General features: G+C 71.5%; 18 protein-coding genes. 13 read left to right on the top strand and 5 right to left on the bottom strand.

Annotated elements, in window-relative coordinates:
• The first annotated feature begins 55 nt into the window (after positions 1-55).
• On the top strand, positions 56-985 hold the full coding sequence (locus ACZ7L5_RS11020; RefSeq protein WP_362383539.1) for a UTP--glucose-1-phosphate uridylyltransferase: 930 nt from the start codon (positions 56-58) through the stop codon (positions 983-985).
• Between the two features lie 17 nt (positions 986-1,002).
• Here the strand turns inward: ACZ7L5_RS11020 and ACZ7L5_RS11015 are convergent, their stop codons facing one another.
• The 4 genes from ACZ7L5_RS11015 to ACZ7L5_RS11000 all read right to left on the bottom strand — a co-directional run bounded on the left by ACZ7L5_RS11015 (position 1,003) and on the right by ACZ7L5_RS11000 (position 4,240).
• The gene (locus ACZ7L5_RS11015; RefSeq protein ID WP_471516264.1) at positions 1,003-1,941 is read right to left on the bottom strand and encodes a hypothetical protein; all 939 of its coding nucleotides are present in this window, start codon (positions 1,939-1,941) and stop codon (positions 1,003-1,005) included.
• The gene (locus tag ACZ7L5_RS11010; RefSeq protein ID WP_471516262.1) at positions 1,938-2,423 is read right to left on the bottom strand and encodes a hypothetical protein; all 486 of its coding nucleotides are present in this window, start codon (positions 2,421-2,423) and stop codon (positions 1,938-1,940) included. Before ACZ7L5_RS11010 ends, ACZ7L5_RS11015 begins: the two co-directional genes overlap by 4 nt.
• A gap of 3 nt (positions 2,424-2,426) precedes the next feature.
• A complete protein-coding gene (locus ACZ7L5_RS11005; protein WP_471516260.1) occupies positions 2,427-3,650 on the bottom strand; it encodes a macrolide family glycosyltransferase in 1,224 nt (407 codons plus the stop codon).
• A 116-nt stretch (positions 3,651-3,766) separates the two neighbouring features.
• Positions 3,767-4,240, bottom strand: a complete 474-nt coding sequence (locus ACZ7L5_RS11000) for a carboxymuconolactone decarboxylase family protein (protein ID WP_363036607.1) — start codon at positions 4,238-4,240, stop codon at positions 3,767-3,769.
• 265 nt (positions 4,241-4,505) lie between these two features.
• Between ACZ7L5_RS11000 and ACZ7L5_RS10995 the strand changes: the two genes are divergently transcribed.
• From ACZ7L5_RS10995 to ACZ7L5_RS10975, 5 genes are read left to right on the top strand one after another with little or no spacing between them, the layout of a single operon-like run.
• Complete coding sequence (locus ACZ7L5_RS10995) at positions 4,506-4,691, top strand: hypothetical protein (RefSeq protein WP_328877672.1); 186 nt, start codon at positions 4,506-4,508, stop codon at positions 4,689-4,691.
• A gap of 22 nt (positions 4,692-4,713) precedes the next feature.
• Positions 4,714-5,424, top strand: a complete 711-nt coding sequence (locus ACZ7L5_RS10990) for a hypothetical protein (RefSeq protein ID WP_363036605.1) — start codon at positions 4,714-4,716, stop codon at positions 5,422-5,424.
• Positions 5,421-6,434, top strand: a complete 1,014-nt coding sequence (locus ACZ7L5_RS10985) for a DUF6895 family protein (RefSeq protein WP_471516257.1) — start codon at positions 5,421-5,423, stop codon at positions 6,432-6,434. The genes ACZ7L5_RS10990 and ACZ7L5_RS10985 overlap by 4 nt, the downstream gene beginning before the upstream one ends.
• A complete protein-coding gene (locus ACZ7L5_RS10980; RefSeq protein ID WP_471516255.1) occupies positions 6,431-7,351 on the top strand; it encodes a DUF6895 family protein in 921 nt (306 codons plus the stop codon). The genes ACZ7L5_RS10985 and ACZ7L5_RS10980 overlap by 4 nt, the downstream gene beginning before the upstream one ends.
• On the top strand, positions 7,348-8,427 hold the full coding sequence (locus ACZ7L5_RS10975) for a serine hydrolase domain-containing protein (protein ID WP_471516253.1): 1,080 nt from the start codon (positions 7,348-7,350) through the stop codon (positions 8,425-8,427). Before ACZ7L5_RS10980 ends, ACZ7L5_RS10975 begins: the two co-directional genes overlap by 4 nt.
• A 126-nt stretch (positions 8,428-8,553) precedes the next feature.
• Here ACZ7L5_RS10975 and ACZ7L5_RS10970 read toward each other — a convergent pair whose 3' ends face one another.
• Entirely contained in the window at positions 8,554-9,927 is a 1,374-nt protein-coding gene (locus ACZ7L5_RS10970) for an alpha-lytic protease prodomain-containing protein (protein ID WP_471516251.1), read from the bottom strand.
• 200 nt (positions 9,928-10,127) lie between these two features.
• Here ACZ7L5_RS10970 and ACZ7L5_RS10965 point away from each other — a divergent pair, with 200 nt between their 5' ends.
• From ACZ7L5_RS10965 to ACZ7L5_RS10935, 7 genes are all read left to right on the top strand, one after another.
• Entirely contained in the window at positions 10,128-10,577 is a 450-nt protein-coding gene (locus ACZ7L5_RS10965; protein WP_363036598.1) for a Fur family transcriptional regulator, read from the top strand.
• 24 nt (positions 10,578-10,601) lie between these two features.
• Complete coding sequence (katG, locus tag ACZ7L5_RS10960) at positions 10,602-12,815, top strand: catalase/peroxidase HPI (RefSeq protein ID WP_471516249.1); 2,214 nt, start codon at positions 10,602-10,604, stop codon at positions 12,813-12,815.
• A gap of 176 nt (positions 12,816-12,991) precedes the next feature.
• Positions 12,992-14,098, top strand: a complete 1,107-nt coding sequence (locus ACZ7L5_RS10955; protein ID WP_471516246.1) for an NAD(P)/FAD-dependent oxidoreductase — start codon at positions 12,992-12,994, stop codon at positions 14,096-14,098.
• A gap of 96 nt (positions 14,099-14,194) precedes the next feature.
• Positions 14,195-14,890 carry a P-loop NTPase family protein gene (locus ACZ7L5_RS10950; protein WP_471516244.1) on the top strand — a complete coding sequence of 232 codons (696 nt, stop codon included), beginning with the start codon at positions 14,195-14,197 and terminating at the stop codon, positions 14,888-14,890.
• On the top strand, positions 14,887-15,174 hold the full coding sequence (locus ACZ7L5_RS10945) for a hypothetical protein (RefSeq protein ID WP_328877662.1): 288 nt from the start codon (positions 14,887-14,889) through the stop codon (positions 15,172-15,174). The genes ACZ7L5_RS10950 and ACZ7L5_RS10945 overlap by 4 nt, the downstream gene beginning before the upstream one ends.
• The gene (locus ACZ7L5_RS10940) at positions 15,171-15,935 is read left to right on the top strand and encodes a metallophosphoesterase family protein (protein ID WP_471516242.1); all 765 of its coding nucleotides are present in this window, start codon (positions 15,171-15,173) and stop codon (positions 15,933-15,935) included. The genes ACZ7L5_RS10945 and ACZ7L5_RS10940 overlap by 4 nt, the downstream gene beginning before the upstream one ends.
• 158 nt (positions 15,936-16,093) lie before the next feature.
• Complete coding sequence (locus tag ACZ7L5_RS10935) at positions 16,094-16,621, top strand: hypothetical protein (protein WP_471516240.1); 528 nt, start codon at positions 16,094-16,096, stop codon at positions 16,619-16,621.
• Positions 16,622-17,031 lie beyond the last annotated feature (410 nt).

The raw sequence follows: 17,031 nt of genomic DNA, 5'->3' as shown, positions 1-17,031 counted from the left end.
TCGAAAGCGTGCCGTGTCCGCCGGTACGGCGCGTCGATCGACCGAGAGAGATGTGATGTCCCCGACGATCCGCAGGGCTGTGATCCCCGCCGCCGGACTCGGCTCCCGACTGCTGCCTCTGACGAAGGCGACACCGAAGGAGATGCTCCCGGTCGGCGACAAGCCGGTCATCGAGCACACGGTGCGTGAGCTGGTGGATTCCGGCATCACCGACATCACCATCGTGGTCTCCGGCGGCAAGAGCCTCATCCAGGACCACTTCCGGCCCAACCCCGCCCTCGTCGAGCAGCTCCGCAGGGACGGCAAGACGGCGTACGCCGACGCGGTGGAGGAGGTCGCCGAGCTGGCCCGCCAGGGACACATCACCTACCTCGACCAGTACGGCCCGTACGGCAACGGCACCCCGGTGCTGAACGCCGCCCGTTCCTTCGGCGACGAGCCCGTACTGGTGCTGTGGCCCGACGACGTCTTCGTGGCCGAGGTCCCCCGCGCCCAGCAGCTGATCCGCGCCTACGAGCAGACCGGCTGCCCCGTGCTGGCCCTGCTGCCGATGGACCCCACCGAGTCCCAGCGCTACGGCGTGCCCGTCGTCAAGGAGGACCTCGGGGACGGCCAGCTGCGCATCACCGGCCTCGTCGAGAAGCCCGAGCCCGCCGCCGCCCCCTCGTCGTACGCGGCGATCGGCGGCTACGTCATCACCCCGGGCATCATCGACGAACTGCGCGAGCAGACCCGCCGCTGGTACGAGCACCGGACCGGCGAGGTCTATCTGACCGACGCCATCAACGCCTACGCCGCCACCCGCGCGGTGTACGGCCAGGTCATCAAGGGCCGCTGGTACGACACCGGCAACCCGGCCGACTACCTGGTCGCCCAGATGGCCTTCGCCCTGGCCCACCCGGAGTACGGCCCGCTGCTGCGGGGCCTGGTCTCCGGGCTCGACGCCGACGGTGCTGCGGCCCGCAGGACGGGGACGGACAGCTGATCGGCCGGCGCCGGGCCTCATGACATCGGGCGGTCCGTCGCCGCCTTCGCCCAGTGCCGGGCGCGGATGAGAGCGATTACGGTGTCGGTCGTACGGTCGAGGTTGCTGCGGCCCCCGGGCAGCTGAGCCACGGGGCTGATGTAGCTGCGCGGACCGAGATGGGTGGCCGGATCGAGTCGGTGCACGGTGATCTTCCCGGCGCGGCGGGCGCGGTTCCATCCGCTGCCGCGCAGCAGCCGCCTGCGCTGCGGGAACATCCAGGTGCCGACCCGCTCGATCCGGTCGTGGGCGCTGGTGAGTTGATGCAGGTGCTCGGCCTTGGTGAGGTCGTTGGCGCCGTTGTGGAACCCGCCGAGCGTGATCAGCAGGAGCGGGCAGCGCAGCCGGGTGTGCAGTTCGTCGACCGCGCCGGTGGCGACCTGGGCGCCGCCGCTGTAGCTGAGCAGCACCACGGGGATGCCGCTGTCGGGCTCGTACCCGGCCAGCCGCAGCTGCGAGGCGATCTGGGAGCCGACGGCCCGGTTGTAGAGGGGCCGGTACCGGTGGTCGGCGGCGACGAAGATCTGCATGACGTTGTGCAGGAACAACAGCAGCCCGATGCGGCGGCGCAGCCACGCCCACACCGGCCGGTCGGCGAGCGGGTCGGCCAACGGCGAGTAAGGCTGCACCTGCCCCAGCACGCGCAGCTCGGGCGCTGCGGCGAGCAGCGCCTTGACCAGCTGGCCGCCGTCCCGGGTGTCGCGGACGCGGCGCTTGCCGATGCCGTCCAGGTAGACCAGGTAGGCCTCCGGGGGCCGGTCGGCGGCAGCACCCCGGGCGTAGGGCACCCCCTCGGGGAGCTCGCTGGTGGGGGCCCGGAAGCCGGCGCTGTAGACCAGCACCTCGTAGCGGGCCAGCAGACCTTCGGCGAGCAGGACGGGCCCGAGTACACAGGCCCAGAACAGGAAGTCGTTCATGCGGCCGGCTCCGGTGTACGGGACGCACTGATCCGTACGACCAGACGCCGGACGGTCTCGACGGCGACACCGAGTCCGGCCCCGGCGACGGCCACGCAGCCGGCGGCACCCCACCAGCCGAGCCCGGTCGCCGCAGCCAGCGGGCCGGCCAGCCCGGCGCCGACCCCCACGAAGAGCAGCAGGTGCAGCAGCGGCCCGAGGAGGGGGAACGCGAGCACGGCAGAGAGCAGCAGCGGCGCGACCAGGCCCGGTGTCCAGCCCATCCCGTCGCCCGGCGGTGGCGAGGACACCACCAGCTCGGCGAGGGTCCACGCGGTCAGCGGCCACAGCGCGAACACGGCGGCCTCGACGAGGCCGGCGGCCGGCAGCAGCCCGGCCACGAGCAGCCGAGGCATGCCCGGGCGGCCCGCCAGCAGCGGCAGGATGCGCCCGGCGGCCTCGGACAGCCCGGCGAACAGCAGCAGGACGACGACAGCGGACATCGCTCAACCTCGCTGTGACGGGTCGGCGGGAACCGGCCGGTGTGCCGAGCCGGCCGTATGCACGTACCGCTCCAGTTCGTCGGCGGCCCGTCGATGTCCGCCGGCGCCGCGCTGGGCGGTCCTGAGGGTCGTCGCGGCCGCCCGGAACGCGGGCTCGTGCAGCAGGCGTCGGGCGAGGGCACGCACCGAGCCCTTGGCGACGTCCTGGGTACGCAGCGACAGGCCCGCGCCGAGCGCTGCGACGCGGCGGGCGATCATCGGCTGGTCGGCGCCCTGCGGGACCACCAGCATCGGGACCCCGGCGTACATGGCCTCGTTGACGCTGTTCATGCCGCCATGGGTGACGAACAGCGCCGCCCGGGCCAGCACTTCCGGCTGAGGGACGAAACGCCGCGGGAGCACATTGGCCGGCAACGGGCCCAGTGCGTCGGGATCGGTCTGCCCGGTGGAGACGATCACGGTGCCGCCCAGCGGGGAGAGTGCGGTGGCGAAGGTGCGCAGCAGCTTCGGTTCGGTGTTGAACACCGTGCCGAGGGAGGCGTACAGCACCGGGTCCTGGAGCCGGTCGGCCTCGAACGACGGGTCGACCGGGCGGGCGCCGATACTCGGGCCGACGAAACGGTACGACTGGTCGAAGTGCTCGACGGCGGGCTGGAACGCTCGTGACGTGTAGACCAGGTTGAGCGGCTGACGGATGTTCAGCAGGTCGAGCGGCGGCAGCCCGCGCGCGTCGAAGCGGCGATGCAACTCCCGGCGGGAGCGCAGGTAGCCCTGCACGCTGCCCGGTTGCCTCCGTGCCGCTGCCAACAGCTGCCACGACCCGCGGGTGGGACTCGGGACCTGCCGGTTGAAGGCGAACGTGGTGAACGACGACGCCGCCGGTACGTCGAGTTCACGTGCGGCCACCGCGCCCCACGGACAGGAACTGTCGTGGACGATCAGGTCGGGCCGGTCGCGGCGCAGGTCGTCGAGCACGGCGGGCAGCAGCCGGACGGTGGTGCCCGCGAGGGACTCAAGCAGCGTGACCGGCGTCGGCGGATCGGGCAGCGGCAGTTCGCCTCCGGGGTAGAGGTGCACGGTCGCGCCGGTGGCCTCGATCTCCGCTCGGAACGCGGGCGAGGTGTGGTACGTGACGGTGTGGCCGCGCCGGACCAGCTCGGCCACGACCGGCAGCGTCGGGTTGACGTGCCCGTGCATGCCGATGTTGAGAAACGCGATGGTGCTCACAGCCTGGCCTCCACCAGGGAAGAAGTCGATGTCCCGCCCGGGCGGGCGGCCACCGCGGTGCACGGGACCGGAAAGGGCTCGATCCGCGACGGCAGCCCGGCCCGCGTCATGACCGGTCAGCCGAACTGGCCGGGCTGGTAGTCCCCGGCGGGCTGCTGGTTGATGACGTTGATGCGGTTGTAGGCGTTGATGACCCCGAGGAGGGAGATCAGGGCCACGAGCTGGTCCTCGTCGAAGTGCTTGGCGGCGTTGGCCCATGCCTCGTCGGAGACACCGCCCGCGGCATCGGCGATACGGGTGCCCTGCTCCGCCACTTCCAGGGCGGCGCGCTCGGCCTCCGTGAACACCGTCGCCTCCCGCCAGACCGCGACCAGGTGCAGGCGCTGCGCGGTCTCGCCGGCGTGAGCCGCATCCTTGATATGCATGTCCGTGCAGAAGCCGCAGCCGTTGATCTGGCTTGCGCGGATCTTCACCAGCTCCTGGATGGCGGCAGGCAGGGTCGAGTCCGACACCACCTTGCCGGCTGAGTTGATGTGCTTCAGGACCTTGCCTGCCAGGGCGTTGCCGAAGTAGTTGACACGCGATTCCACGGGATCTCCTTGTCTTGCAGCGGGGTACGCCCTACTGACCGGAGTAACGCGGAACATGTGACAGGACGAGGTATGTGAGCTGCGTCTCACCTTCCGTGAGGTTCAACTGCGCGTCGCGGCAAGGGAGTTCGAGGTGCGGTCGGTGCGCATGGTGGAAATGTTGAAGAAGGTACTTATGTTGCCTTCTGGGAAAAGATGCGCGCTATGTGACTGTGTGGTGCTCTGGGTCATGGAGGCTATGGCTGACCCCAGAGGAGATGGTGATATGCCTTCCATTGACAAGGCGATCGAAGAGATCACGGGTGTCCGGACCGACCTGGAAGCGGCACTTGACCCTGCCGAGTCCGACGGTGTCTTCCGCGACAGCCGTGAGTGCGCCGCCCTGGCGCTGCTCTCCGCGGACACCAAGCTGCTGCTGTCCCCGCCGACCCCTCGCCCCAAGAAGGGCTGAGCGGACGAACGGGAGTAGCTGAATGGACCAGTCAGGCACTTCGGCCCTCTTGCAGGGCGCTGTGCAGGACATCGCGTCCGACGTGGTCTCCGCCCTCCGGGGCGGAGACCACGTGCGCATGTCCGGCACAAGGGCAGTCGACGACCCCGAGGGACAGTTCGCCCTCGCGGCCGTACGCGTGGTGGGAGCAGACCTGTTGCTGCCGCACGTACTGTTCCCGACTCCGCCCGCCTCGGACGTACTCACGGTTTTCCGGCAGACGGTGGAGGCCTTCCCGCCGCGCGCCGACGCGGCACCCACCGTCCAGTGGAGTCACTGGGCGATGCGCCGCACCCTGCTGCGCCTCGACGCACCCCTGACAGGCGCATCCGCCGGGGACGGGGACACAGAACCCGACGCCGCATGGCTCGACGCGGCGACCTGGCAGGTGCTGACGCACCAACTCGCGGTCCTGGCCCCTCTCGCGGTGCCCGGCGAGGACAGCGCCGCGGTCCGCGTGGCCCGGGGGCGCCCGGTCGACCTGGCCCGCGGCTTCGTACGTGCGGTGCGCCGCAGGGACTGGCAGCAGGCCGCCGGAGCGGGACGCTGGCTGACCCTGATCGAGGGGGTACCGGACACGCTCGGCCTCGAAGCGGGCCTGGACTTCGTGGAACTGATGGGCGGCAAGGACCCCCGGGTGGCACTCCAGGTTCAGGCGGCCCGGGTCATGCGGGCCGCCGGAGCACTCGTATGACCGATACGACGACCGTGACAGCCATGGGCGTCGATGAGATCCGGGACGTCGGAGCCGCCGCGTTCGCCTGGCTGTCCGCCCACCGCGAGGACTTCGCGCTGGGCGAGGACGCGCTCACCGCCGACGGTCATGTCGACGCCACCTGGAAGCCGCTCGGGGAACTCGCCCAGACCTGTTCGAGCGTGCGCGCGCACACCCCGGCGTGGGACCCGCTGCACGCGTACGCCGCGGACCTGTTGCGCTTCGCCTGGCAGCAGACCGGGCAGGGGGAACTGTTTCTGCGCCTCCAGCGGTGGGAGCCCTTCGCGACCTACCCGCTGGAGGTCTACTCCGTCTTCGCCGCGGCCGGACTGCGGCATGCCGGGTACGAGGCAGCCGCCGCGACGACGGCCCGCACCCGTGGCTGGCGGCTCACCGAGCAGGAGCCCACCCGCCGGCTCGGCGTCCTGAAGGCCGAACGGCGCAGCGGCATCCACCGGAAGGAGCAGGCCGAGCCGGTGCTGCGGAGCACCTGGCTGGGCGGGCTCGCGGAGCCATGGACGTTCGAGCGCTCCTCGGGGTACGCGCTCACCCACGTCGTCTTCCACCTCACCGACTGGGGCCGCCTCCCCGCGGGCGTCCCCGCCGACCTGGCCGGCTACCTGGCGCACTGGCTGCCGGCCTGGCTCGACACCTGCCTGGACGCCGGGATGTGGGATCTGAGCTGCGAGTTGCTGGTCGTCGCCGCGAGCCTCCCGTGCCCGCCCGACCCGGCGACGCTCGAACACGCCTGGACCCGGATCGCGCGGGCGCAGTACGACTCGGGCGCACTGCCGCAACAGGCCCCAGTAGGTGAAGGGGGAGCGGATCCGGAGCCGGACTTCCTGCGCTGCTACCACTCCACGCTGATGGCCGCCTTCGCGGCTGCACAGACCGTCAAGTGCCTGAGCGGCGAGGCCGATGACGACGGCGCCGCACCGCACGCGGACAGCGTGCGGAACCGGTACGGGGGACAAGGAGTGCCCGGATGACCGACACCCGTCTGATGCACACCGTCGGCGTACGCGCCCTGGAGTGGCTGTGGGCCCATCGCGACGGCTTTCGCCTGGAGCCCGACGTCGATCCCGAAGTGGGGTTCCTGGAGCGCTTCAAACCGGTCGGCGAACTGGCCCTGATCTGCCGAGTGCTGTTCCGCGAGGGCGTGGCCGGTTCACGCCAGGCCGAGCTGGCGCGCAAGCTCCTCGACCACACCTGGCGGCACACCCTGGACGGCGGTCGCATGCTGGTACGCGGCCAGCGCATCGAGCCGCTCTCGCCGATCCCGTTCGAGGTGTACCTGCCGTACAAGGAACTCGGGTACAGCGAACCCGAGGTGGAGCGCGCGACCGTCCTCTACCAGCGGCTCAACAGCTGGTCGGCCCTCGAACTGGACCCGACCCGACGCCTCGGACTGTCCGCGTTCCAGCGCCGCTTCGGCCTCACGCCCCGCATGCCCGAGGCGGACATCGTCGGCTCCACCTGGCTGGGCAGCAGGCCCGAACCCTGGACGGTCAGCGGGCACATCGCCTACGACCTCACCCACACGGTGTTCCACCTCACCGACTGGGGAGAGCACCCCGACGGCCTGCCGCCGGACATCGCCGACTACCTCGCCATGTGGCTGCCGGTCTGGATCGACGACTGGCTGGACCTCGAGCGCTGGGACCTGCTCGGCGAACTCCTCGTCGTCGACGCCTGCCTGCCCCGCCCCACCCTGGACGAACGGGGCTGGGAGGGCTTCGCCGCCGCACAGCAGGCCGACGGCGCCATGCCGGCCGTACGGGACATGCCGGAGGGCGAGCCGGACGATCTGTTCGACATGATCTACCACCCGACGCTGGTCGCCGCCTTCGCCTCCGTGCTGGCCACCTCCCGCGCCCTGTCCGAGCTGACGCACGCCACCTCATGACCGGCCGGTCCACGCCCTGGCCGGGCATCGCCGACGACGTGGACCAGCCCCGAGCGGACGGCGGTCCCGTCGACGACGACACCCTGCGCGAGCGCCTGGAGAGCGCCGCCGATGCCGTCGACGCCCCCGACGTCGTCTTCGCGGTGTCCCGGCACGGCCGCCACACGCTGCACTGCGCCGGGACGGCCCCGCCCCCGCCGGTCCCCCGGCAGGACCTGCGCTACGAGATCGGTTCGGCCTCGAAGACGTTCACCGGCCTGCTGCTGGCCCAGCTCGTCCGGCGCGGCCTGCTGACCGGGGGCGAACCGGCCGCCGCCTGCCTGCACCCCGGCCGGCGGACCGGCGCGGACCCGGTGACGCTGGCCCACCTCATCACGCACACCGCCGGGCTGCCCGCCCTGCCGGCCGACTTCTACCGCCGGGCGCTGCCCGCCTGGCGTACCAACCCCTATGGCCGCTATCCGGCCGAGCGGGTCACGGACGCCTTCCTGCGGTACCGCCCGCGGCACCGGCCCGGCACCCGGTGGCACTACTCCAACTTCGGCGTCGCCGTCCTCGGCCACGCCCTCTCGGCGGTGTCCGGTACGGCGTGGGAGGACCTGCTCGCCACGCACGTACTGCGTCCTCTCGGCCTGAGCGGCACGGCCCTGCGGGCGGAGGACCCGAAGGCCGACGCCGTCGGGCACGGCAAGGACGGGCGCACCCCGACCCTCGCCTTCGACGCGGGCGGCTTCGAGGCCGCCGGCGCCGTCCGCGCGACGCCGCATGACCTGCTCACGTTCCTCGAGGCGCACCTCGACCCGGACGGTTTCCCGCCGGCCGACGCACTGCGGGCGGTGCGCACGCCCGTACTGCGGCGCGGCCGGGGGCACCGGCACGTGCACACGGTGGCGTGGTTCCGGCACCCCACGGACGGCGGACCGATGTACTTCCACAGCGGAGCCACCCTCGGCCAGCAGGCCTTCCTTGGCTTCAGGCCCGACACGGGAACGGCCCTCGCCGCGATGTGCACCCGCCGCTTCCGCGCCCACGACCCCTTCGTCACCACCGCGTACGGGTTCCTGGCCGAGGACTAGAGGACTAGAGGACTAGTGGACTAGAGGACTAGTGGACTAGTGGGGGAGTAGCGAGCGGGCGGGGCCGGGAGCGGACGGTGCGGGGACGGTGCCCCGCACCGGAAGCCGTACGACTCCTTGGACCACCTACATCTTCTGCCACAGGGCCGGAGTGGCCACCGGCGACCACCTGCCCTGGGCCTGGTGGGTCTGCAGGCACTGGTAGCGCACACCCGCGACGGTCACCGTGGTGCCGGCCTCGTAGACGCGGCCCGCGGCCCAGGTGTCGGCCGCCCCGTTGTCCTGTGGAGCGGGAACGCCCTTCTGGGCGGACGCGGTCTTAAGGACGAGGCCGAAGTCGTTGAGGATCGGGTTGATCGGCTGGTAGAAGGTGGTCCCGCCGGACGTGCAGTTGCCCGAGCCGCCCGAGGTCACGCCCTGTGCCTGGGAGCCCGACATGTACGGGCCGCCGGAGTCGCCCGGCTCGGCGCACACGGTCGTCTCGGTCACGCCGTCGACGGTGCCCTCGGAGTAGCTGACACTCGTGTCGTGCTGCTCGATGGTGCCGCAGTGCCATCCGGTGGTGGAGCCGGAGCGGCAGATCGACGCCCCGACGAGCGCCTGGACCGAGCCGGTGACCTGGGTGCGCTGGCCGCCCTCGCCCTTCACGTCGGCCGTGGCCTTCCAGTCGCTGTTCACGGCGACCCAGGACATGTCCTTGCCGGGGAACGTGGAGGCCTGGAACGTGCCCTGTTCGTCCATGTTGGAGCCGGTGGTCTCGTCCTCCGCGTTGCCGCAGTGGCCCGCCGAGGCGAAGCCCTGCTGGGTGCCCTTGGTGACGGAGAACCCGACGGAGCAGCGGGCGGAGCCGTTGATGTAGTAGGCCTCGCCGCCGACGACGTCCGCGAAGAGCCGCGGCCGGTGCTCCGACACGCGTACGCCGACGCCCTTGCCCCGGACGCCGGCGGCCTTGATGAAGGCGGTGGCGGCCGACCGCTTGGTCGCCTGCACGACGACCCGGTTCGTCGGCACGTCGACGTACCAGACCGGCGTGTCGCGCGTCTTGACCCGGGCGGAGGCGGCGTCCAGCTTCTGCTTGACGGCTCGCAGCTCGCTCAGCGGCCGCTTGACGACCGCGGCCTTCGCGCCCTGCGCCTGAATGGCGGACACGTCCCCTGCGTGGGTGGTGGCGACGGTGAGCTCGGCCGCGGTCGCCCCCCGCAGCCAGGCCCCCGCGAAGCGATCGCCCAGGGAGTTGCGGAGGCGACCTGCGCGGACGCCCGCCTCGGCCTCGTTGACCAGCCGCTCGGCCGCCTGCCCCGGCTTCAGCTTGAGGTCACGCTCCAGGGCCCGCAGCAGCGCGGCCGGCGGCCGGTCGGCACCGAGCGTCTGCGCGGCGGTGGACGCGGGCACCGCGGGGGGCGGCTCGGCCGCCGCGGCCGAGGTGGCTCCGGTGAGGGCGAGGGCGCCGAGAGCGGTGAGGGCGACGCGGCGACCCGCCGCGGTATGTCTGCCGAGCATGCGTTGTACCTCCATCGAGTACAGGTGGGGTTACGACCAATGAAGGCCTTGACAAAAAGGCATGACTCAATGTCAGAAAAGATGATTTTTCGCGCTTTGGGCGGTGCGCGGGGCCGTGTCCGGGTGACCCGGGGTGGCGCGCCAAAGTTTCATCATTCGTTTTCTTGAATCATTCGTGTTTAGCGCGGTAGCTTGGCGCCATGACCGCATCCCAGACTCCGACCCCTGCCGAGGAGCTCCGCGGTGCCGGCCTGCGGGTGACGGCGGCGCGTGTCGCGCTGCTGGAGGCCGTCCGGGCCGGTGACCACCTCGGTGTCGAGGCCATCGCCTCCGGGGTTCGTGATCGCGTAGGTCATGTCTCCCTGCAAGCCGTGTACGAGGGCCTCCACGCCCTCACGGCGGCGGGACTCATCCGTCGTATCGAGCCGGCCGGCAGCCCGGCCCGGTTCGAGGGGCGTGTCGGCGACAACCACCACCACATCGTGTGCCGATCATGCGGTGTCGTCGCCGATGTCGACTGCGAGGTCGGCGAGGCGCCCTGTCTGACCGCGTCGGACGACCACGGCTTCACGATCGACGAGGCCGAGGTCATCTACTGGGGCCTGTGCCCCGACTGCTCCACCGCCCGCAGTGCACCCCGAGCACTGTGATCCACCTAGTTCGGAAGGTTTCCCATGGCTGAGAACCCCGATGCGATCGTCACCGACGCGAAGACGGAGGGCACCGGAGGCGGCTGTCCCGTCGCGCATGATCGCGCCGCGCACCCCACGCAGGGCGGTGGAAACCGCCAGTGGTGGCCGGAGCGGCTCAACCTGAAGATCCTTGCCAAGGACCCGGTCGTCGCCAACCCGCTCGGTGCGGAGTTCGACTACGCCGAGGCGTTCCAGGCCCTCGACCTGGCGGCCGTGAAACGTGACATCGCCGAGGTGCTCACCACCTCGCAGGACTGGTGGCCCGCCGACTTCGGCAACTACGGCCCGCTGATGGTCCGTATGGCCTGGCACAGCGCCGGCACCTACCGCATCAGCGACGGCCGTGGCGGTGGCGGCCGTGGCCAGCAGCGCTTCGCCCCGCTGAACAGCTGGCCGGACAACGGCAACCTGGACAAGGCCCGCCGTCTGCTGTGGCCGGTCAAGAAGAAGTACGGCCAGTCCATCTCCTGGGCCGACCTCATGATCCTCACGGGCAATGTCGCGCTGGAGACGATGGGCTTCGAGACGTTCGGCTTCGCCGGCGGTCGCGCCGACGTCTGGGAGGCCGACGAGGACGTGTACTGGGGTCCCGAGACCACCTGGCTCGACGACCAGCGCTACACCGGCGACCGTGAGCTGGAGAACCCGCTCGGCGCCGTCCAGATGGGCCTCATCTACGTCAACCCCGAGGGCCCGAACGGCAACCCGGACCCGATCGCCGCGGCCCGCGACATCCGCGAGACGTTCCGCCGCATGGCGATGAACGACGAGGAGACCGTCGCCCTCATCGCCGGTGGTCACACCTTCGGCAAGACCCACGGCGCCGGCCCGGCCGACGCGGTCGGCAACGACCCCGAGGCCGCCTCCATGGAGGAGCAGGGCCTGGGCTGGAAGTCCACCCACGGCACCGGCAAGGGCGGCGACGCCATCACCTCCGGTCTGGAGGTCACCTGGACCACCAAGCCCACCCAGTGGTCCAACGACTTCTTCGACATCCTCTTCGGCTACGAGTGGGAGCTGACCCAGAGCCCCGCCGGCGCCAACCAGTGGGTGGCCAAGGACGCCGAGGCGATCATCCCCGACGCCCACAGCGACTCCAAGAAGCTGCCGACGATGCTCACCACCGACCTCTCGCTGCGCTTCGACCCGATCTACGGCCCGATCTCGAAGCGCTTCCACGAGAACCCGGCCGAGTTCGCGGACGCCTTCGCCCGCGCCTGGTACAAGCTGACCCACCGTGACCTGGGCCCGAAGTCCCTGTACCTCGGCCCGGAGGTCCCGGCGGAGACGATGCTGTGGCAGGACCCGCTGCCGCAGGCCGAGGGCGAGGCCATCGACGCCGCGGACGCGACGGTGCTCAAGGCCAAGCTCCTGGAGTCGGGCATGACCGTCTCGCAGCTGGTCTCCACCGCGTGGGCGTCGGCCTCGACGTTCCGCGGCAGCGACAAGCGCGGCGGTGCCAACGGCGCCCGTATCCGTCTGCAGCCGCAGAACGGCTGGGAGGTCAACGACCCCGACCAGCTCGCGCAGGTCCTGCGCGTCCTGGAGGGCGTCCAGTCGGAGTTCAACTCCGGTGCCAAGAAGGTCTCCCTGGCCGACCTGATCGTCCTCGGCGGTGCCGCCGCGGTCGAGAAGGCCGCCAAGGACGCCGGCTTCGACGTGGAGGTCCCCTTCACGCCGGGCCGCGTGGACGCGACCGAGGAGCACACCGACCCCGAGTCGTTCGCCGCGCTGGAGCCGTCCTCCGACGGCTTCCGCAACTACCTCGGCAAGGGCAACCGCCTGCCGGCCGAGTACCTGCTGCTCGACCGCGCCAACCTGCTCACCCTGAGCGCGCCGCAGCTGACCGCCCTCGTCGGTGGTCTGCGTGTCCTGGGCGCCAACCAGGGGCAGTCCTCGCACGGCGTGTTCACGGACACCCCGGGCGTGCTGACCAACGACTTCTTCGTCAACCTGCTCGACCTGGGCACGACGTGGAAGTCGACCTCCGGCGACCAGACGACCTTCGAGGGCCGTGACGCCTCGGGCGCCGTCAAGTGGACCGGCACCCGTGCCGACCTCGTCTTCGGCTCGAACTCCGAGCTGCGCGCGCTCGCGGAGGTCTACGCGAGCGACGACGCGAAGGAGAAGTTCGTGAACGACTTCGTCGCGGCGTGGGCCAAGGTCATGGACCTGGACCGGTTCGACCTCGTCTGATCCGTCTGATCCATACGAAACACGGCGTCCAGGCCGGCCCGCAGGGGTCGGCCTGGACGCCGTGTTTGTGCACTGCTGCAACACCAGCCGCACCTTTCACAGAACGCGCACCCGTCTCCATCAATTATTTAAGTTTCAATCGCTAGGCTCGCCGCAGAGGAAGAAGGAGACACGGCGTGCTTGATGGCGACGTAGTGGTGATCGGCGGCGGCTATGCCGGCGTCCGTCTGGCGAAGCGACTGGACGCGACGGCGCGGGTCACGCTCGTGGACCGCAAGGAGGTCTTCTTCCACCGCATCGCGGCCCTGCGGGCCGGGGTGCGCCCGGACTGGTCGCACAGCCCCTTCATCCCGTACGACCGGCTGCTGCGCAACGGCCGGGTCGCCGTGGGCAAGGCGGTCCGCATCGACACCACCGAGCGGCATGTCACGCTCGCGACGGGGGAGCGGCTCCCGTACGACGTGCTGGTGATCGCCACCGGCGCCGACTACCCCGAACCGGCCCGCTTCACCGGCACCAGCACCGAGGAAGCGGTGAAGTCCCTCGTCGCCCATCAGCAGCACATCGCCGCGGCCGAGCATGTCCTGGTCGTCGGCGGCGGGCCCTCCGGGGTCGAGCTCAGCGCCGAGATCCGCCTCGCCCGGCCGGACGCCCGCGTCACGCTCGCCCACTCCGGGCCGGAGCTGCTGCACGCGACGGGCAGTGCGCGGGCCGGACGCAAGGCGCGGGCCTGGCTGGAGTCCCACGGCGTGGACGTGTGGCTGGACTCCTTCATGTCCCCCGGCACCGACTTCGACACCTACCGCGACGCCCGCGGCAACATCCTCGCGGCCGACCGCTCCTTCTGGGCGACCGGCACCACGCCCAACACGCTCTGGCTGCGGCTGGCCGGGCTCGGGAGCTGGCTGACCGGAACGGGCCACGTGAAGGTCGACCAGGCGCTCCGGGTGCAGGGGTGGCTGGACGTCTTCGCGGTCGGCGACGTGAACGACGCCACCGAGGTCAAGATCACCCCGGCCGCGCTCGCCCAGGCCGACCTGGCCGCACACAACATCCGCGCCTATCTGAACAGCGCCGGCAAGCACCGCAAGGAGCCCCGCTCCTACCGTGCGGTCCACCGCACCCCGCTCATCGTCCCGTTCGGCCCGGCCGACGGAGTGACGATGCTGCCCGTGCCGGGCGGCGAGACTGCGGTCCTCGGCGGCCGCACCACCACGCTGGCCAAGGCAAAGACGCTCATGACGCCCTACATGAGGCGACAGCTCGGCTACACCGCGGCGTGACCCTGCCGTATCGAAACCCCGACGCCGGGTACTCGGTTCCCTTACCGAGCCCGCCCCGGGCTCGTACCGGACCTCCGTGCGGCGAACGGAGTGGGCATGACGCAGAACCAGCAGAGCGCGACACCGGCCCCGCGACCCGATTTTGCCGAGCTGCGCCCGGTCGGCAACAGCCCGGGTGAGCCGGCGCCGGGCGGGTCGCGTTCGCTGAACAGCCAGGAGCTGCCCCACGACCGCAGCCAGGCGATCCTGGAGGCGGCCAAACAGGTGGGTGCGTTGCTGAAGCGCAAGGGGCACAGATTCGCCCTGGCCGGCAGCGTAGCGGTGTACGCCCACGGCGGAAGCGGTCATCTGCAGCACGACGCCGACTTCTGCGTGCTGCGCGCGGACGCCGACGCGGTCGCGGACACACTCGCCGAGGCGGGCCTCGCGGTCCGTACACCGCCCGAGGACTGGCTGATGAAGACGACATGTCTCGGACAGGAGATCGACTTCCTCTTCGAGATGGCACACCGCCCGGTCACCACGGACGTGCTGGCCCGCGCGCAGGACGTCCCGGTCGACTCGGTGCACATGCCCGTCCTCGCGCCGACCGATTTGATGCGCGGGCTGATCGAGGCCTTCTCGGAGCACTACTGCGACTTCGGGCCGGTGCTCGCCGCCGCCCGCGCCCTTCGTGAGAAGGTCGACTGGGAGGACGTACGCGGCTCCTGCGGGGACGAGCCGATGCCGGCCGCGTTCTTCTTCCTCCTGGAGCGCCTCAACGTGATCGCCCCCAGGGAGCAGCCCCGATGAGCCGCCCCGGCACTGAGCCGGCCCAGGGCCCGGGCGGCGCGCAGAACCTGGACTACCTCGTGGCCCATCTGACGGACCACCTGGCCGCCGGGCCCCTCGGCGAGCTGGGGGTGCGCATCGAGATCCGCGGCGAGGCGATCCTGCTGACCGGCACCGTGCCGTCCGCCCGGTACCGCGACGACGTCCTGCGCACCGCCCGCGCGGAACTGGTGGGACACCCGGTGCACTGCGACATCGTGGTCGCGGACAGCGCCGCGCCCGACCACGCCGAGGAGGTCGAATGATCCGGATCGCGGCCGTAGGGGACATCCACATGGGCCCTGAGAGCCAGGGCGTGCTGCGGCCCTCGTTCGAGACCCTGCACGAGAGCGCCGACGTCCTGCTGCTCGCCGGGGACCTCACCAGGCACGGCACTCCCGAGGAGGCCCAGGTCGTCGCACGGGAGATCAAGGACCTGGCCGTTCCCGTGGTCGCGGTCCTGGGCAACCACGACCATCATGCCGACTGCCCGCAGGAGGTCACCGCCGTGCTTCAGGACGCGGGTGCGCGGGTCCTGGAGGGCCGGGCCACCGTGGTGGAGAACGGCTCCGCGCGGATCGGCGTGGCCGGTACGAAGGGGTTCGGCGGCGGGTTCGTGGGCCGCTGCGCGGGCGAGTTCGGCGAGCCGATCATGAAGGAGTTCGTCCGCTACTCGCGGCGCAGCGCGGACAGCCTGCGGGCCTCCCTGGAGGAGCTGCAGGGGCAGGACTGCGACGTACGCATCGCCCTGACCCACTTCTCGCCGGTGCCGGACACGCTGGCCGGGGAGCCTTGCGAGATCTATCCGTTCCTCGGCAGCTATCTGCTGGCGGAGGCCATCGACACGGCGGGCGCCGACCTCGCGGTGCACGGGCACGCCCACCTCGGCACCGAGCACGGCATGACCAGCGGGGGCGTGAAGGTGCGCAACGTCGCCCAACCGGTCATCGGCCGGGCGTTTCACGTCTACCACCTCGCGCGGCCCGACCGGTCCACGGCCGGCGCGTCGGGCGGCAGGGCGGGCTGACCGCGCCGTTTCGGCGCCCCTGCGCTCCGCCCCTGCGCACCGCCCCGGTGTGGGCGAGGCCACGGCGTTCACGAGGCGAAGGACATGTCGGACGCCCGGATCGCCGGGCTACCGTGTGAGGGATCCCCGTTCCCGCCAGTACCTCGGACGGCCCTGCAGTGCTCGCAGATCTCTCCCCGCTCATCGCGGCGACCACCCAATGGCTGACGTGTTCCTACCCCGCGTGCGGTGGCGCGCTCGCCGCCGCCCTCGGCGAGGTGCAGGCCCGCCAGGCCGTCACCGTGGCGGCATGGCTGCGCTACCCGACGCCGACGGACGCCGCCCTCGTCGCGATGGCCGGGCCCGGCGGGTCGGCCGGCCTGGACTGGATCACCGGCGCCGACAGCGCCACGCCGGACCACGCGGACGACTTCGCCTGGCGCACCTGGGTGGACGAGGTGGTGGCGAGCTGGGCGGCCTGCCTGCTCACCGACACCGACCTGGCCCGGCTGGCGGTCACCGAGATCGCCGAAGGCACCCACGCGACCGGCGTGCCGGTCGAGTTCCGCCGCCTGTTGGCCCCGGACACCCAGGACCGCCAGGCAGCGGCACTGCTGCGCCACCCGGATCTCCTAGACCCGGTGGCCGCGCTGCACCGCCCCGCCCTCCACGAGCGCCTCGACCCGGGCCGGGCGCTCATCGCCTGAGCCTTCGGCTGAGCACCCCCGCCTGAGCTGCTCTTGCCGGAGCGGGCCCGTGCCTGAGTGGTGCTCGCCCGAGCGCATCCGTGCCTGAGTGGTGCTCGCCCGCGCATCCGTGCCTGAGTTGCCTGGCCCGAGCGGGTCCGTGCCTGAGTGTTCTCGCCCGGGCGCGTGCGTGTGGCTGGGTGGTGTTTGCCGGAGCGCGCCCGGGCCTGGGTGGTGTTTGCCGGAGCGCGCCCGGGCCTGGGTGGTGTTCGCCGGAGCGTGCCCGTGCCTGAGTGGTGCTCGCCCGCGCATCCGTGCCTGAGTTGCCTGGCCCGAGCGGGTCCGTGCCTGAGTGTTCTCGCCCGGGCGCGTGCGTGTGGCTGGGTCGTGTTTGCCGGAGCGTGCGTGTGGCTGGGTGGTGTTCGCCGGAG

The sequence above is a fragment of the Streptomyces sp. NPDC107528 genome (assembly GCF_055639295.1).
Note: the sequence above shows the minus strand (reverse complement) of the source record. Positions and strands in the feature narration are given on the sequence as shown.

Excerpts from the sequence above, each read along its gene's own strand:
- ACZ7L5_RS11020 (WP_362383539.1), top strand. The coding sequence starts at position 56 with ATGTCCCCGACGATCCGCAGGGCTGTGATCCCCGCCGCCGGACTCGGC.
- ACZ7L5_RS11015 (WP_471516264.1), bottom strand. The coding sequence starts at position 1,941 with ATGAACGACTTCCTGTTCTGGGCCTGTGTACTCGGGCCCGTCCTGCTC.
- ACZ7L5_RS11010 (WP_471516262.1), bottom strand. The coding sequence starts at position 2,423 with ATGTCCGCTGTCGTCGTCCTGCTGCTGTTCGCCGGGCTGTCCGAGGCC.
- ACZ7L5_RS10995 (WP_328877672.1), top strand. The coding sequence starts at position 4,506 with ATGCCTTCCATTGACAAGGCGATCGAAGAGATCACGGGTGTCCGGACC.
- ACZ7L5_RS10990 (WP_363036605.1), top strand. The coding sequence starts at position 4,714 with ATGGACCAGTCAGGCACTTCGGCCCTCTTGCAGGGCGCTGTGCAGGAC.
- ACZ7L5_RS10985 (WP_471516257.1), top strand. The coding sequence starts at position 5,421 with ATGACCGATACGACGACCGTGACAGCCATGGGCGTCGATGAGATCCGG.
- ACZ7L5_RS10980 (WP_471516255.1), top strand. The coding sequence starts at position 6,431 with ATGACCGACACCCGTCTGATGCACACCGTCGGCGTACGCGCCCTGGAG.
- ACZ7L5_RS10975 (WP_471516253.1), top strand. The coding sequence starts at position 7,348 with ATGACCGGCCGGTCCACGCCCTGGCCGGGCATCGCCGACGACGTGGAC.
- ACZ7L5_RS10970 (WP_471516251.1), bottom strand. The coding sequence starts at position 9,927 with ATGCTCGGCAGACATACCGCGGCGGGTCGCCGCGTCGCCCTCACCGCT.
- ACZ7L5_RS10965 (WP_363036598.1), top strand. The coding sequence starts at position 10,128 with ATGACCGCATCCCAGACTCCGACCCCTGCCGAGGAGCTCCGCGGTGCC.
- katG (WP_471516249.1), top strand. The coding sequence starts at position 10,602 with ATGGCTGAGAACCCCGATGCGATCGTCACCGACGCGAAGACGGAGGGC.
- ACZ7L5_RS10950 (WP_471516244.1), top strand. The coding sequence starts at position 14,195 with ATGACGCAGAACCAGCAGAGCGCGACACCGGCCCCGCGACCCGATTTT.
- ACZ7L5_RS10945 (WP_328877662.1), top strand. The coding sequence starts at position 14,887 with ATGAGCCGCCCCGGCACTGAGCCGGCCCAGGGCCCGGGCGGCGCGCAG.
- ACZ7L5_RS10940 (WP_471516242.1), top strand. The coding sequence starts at position 15,171 with ATGATCCGGATCGCGGCCGTAGGGGACATCCACATGGGCCCTGAGAGC.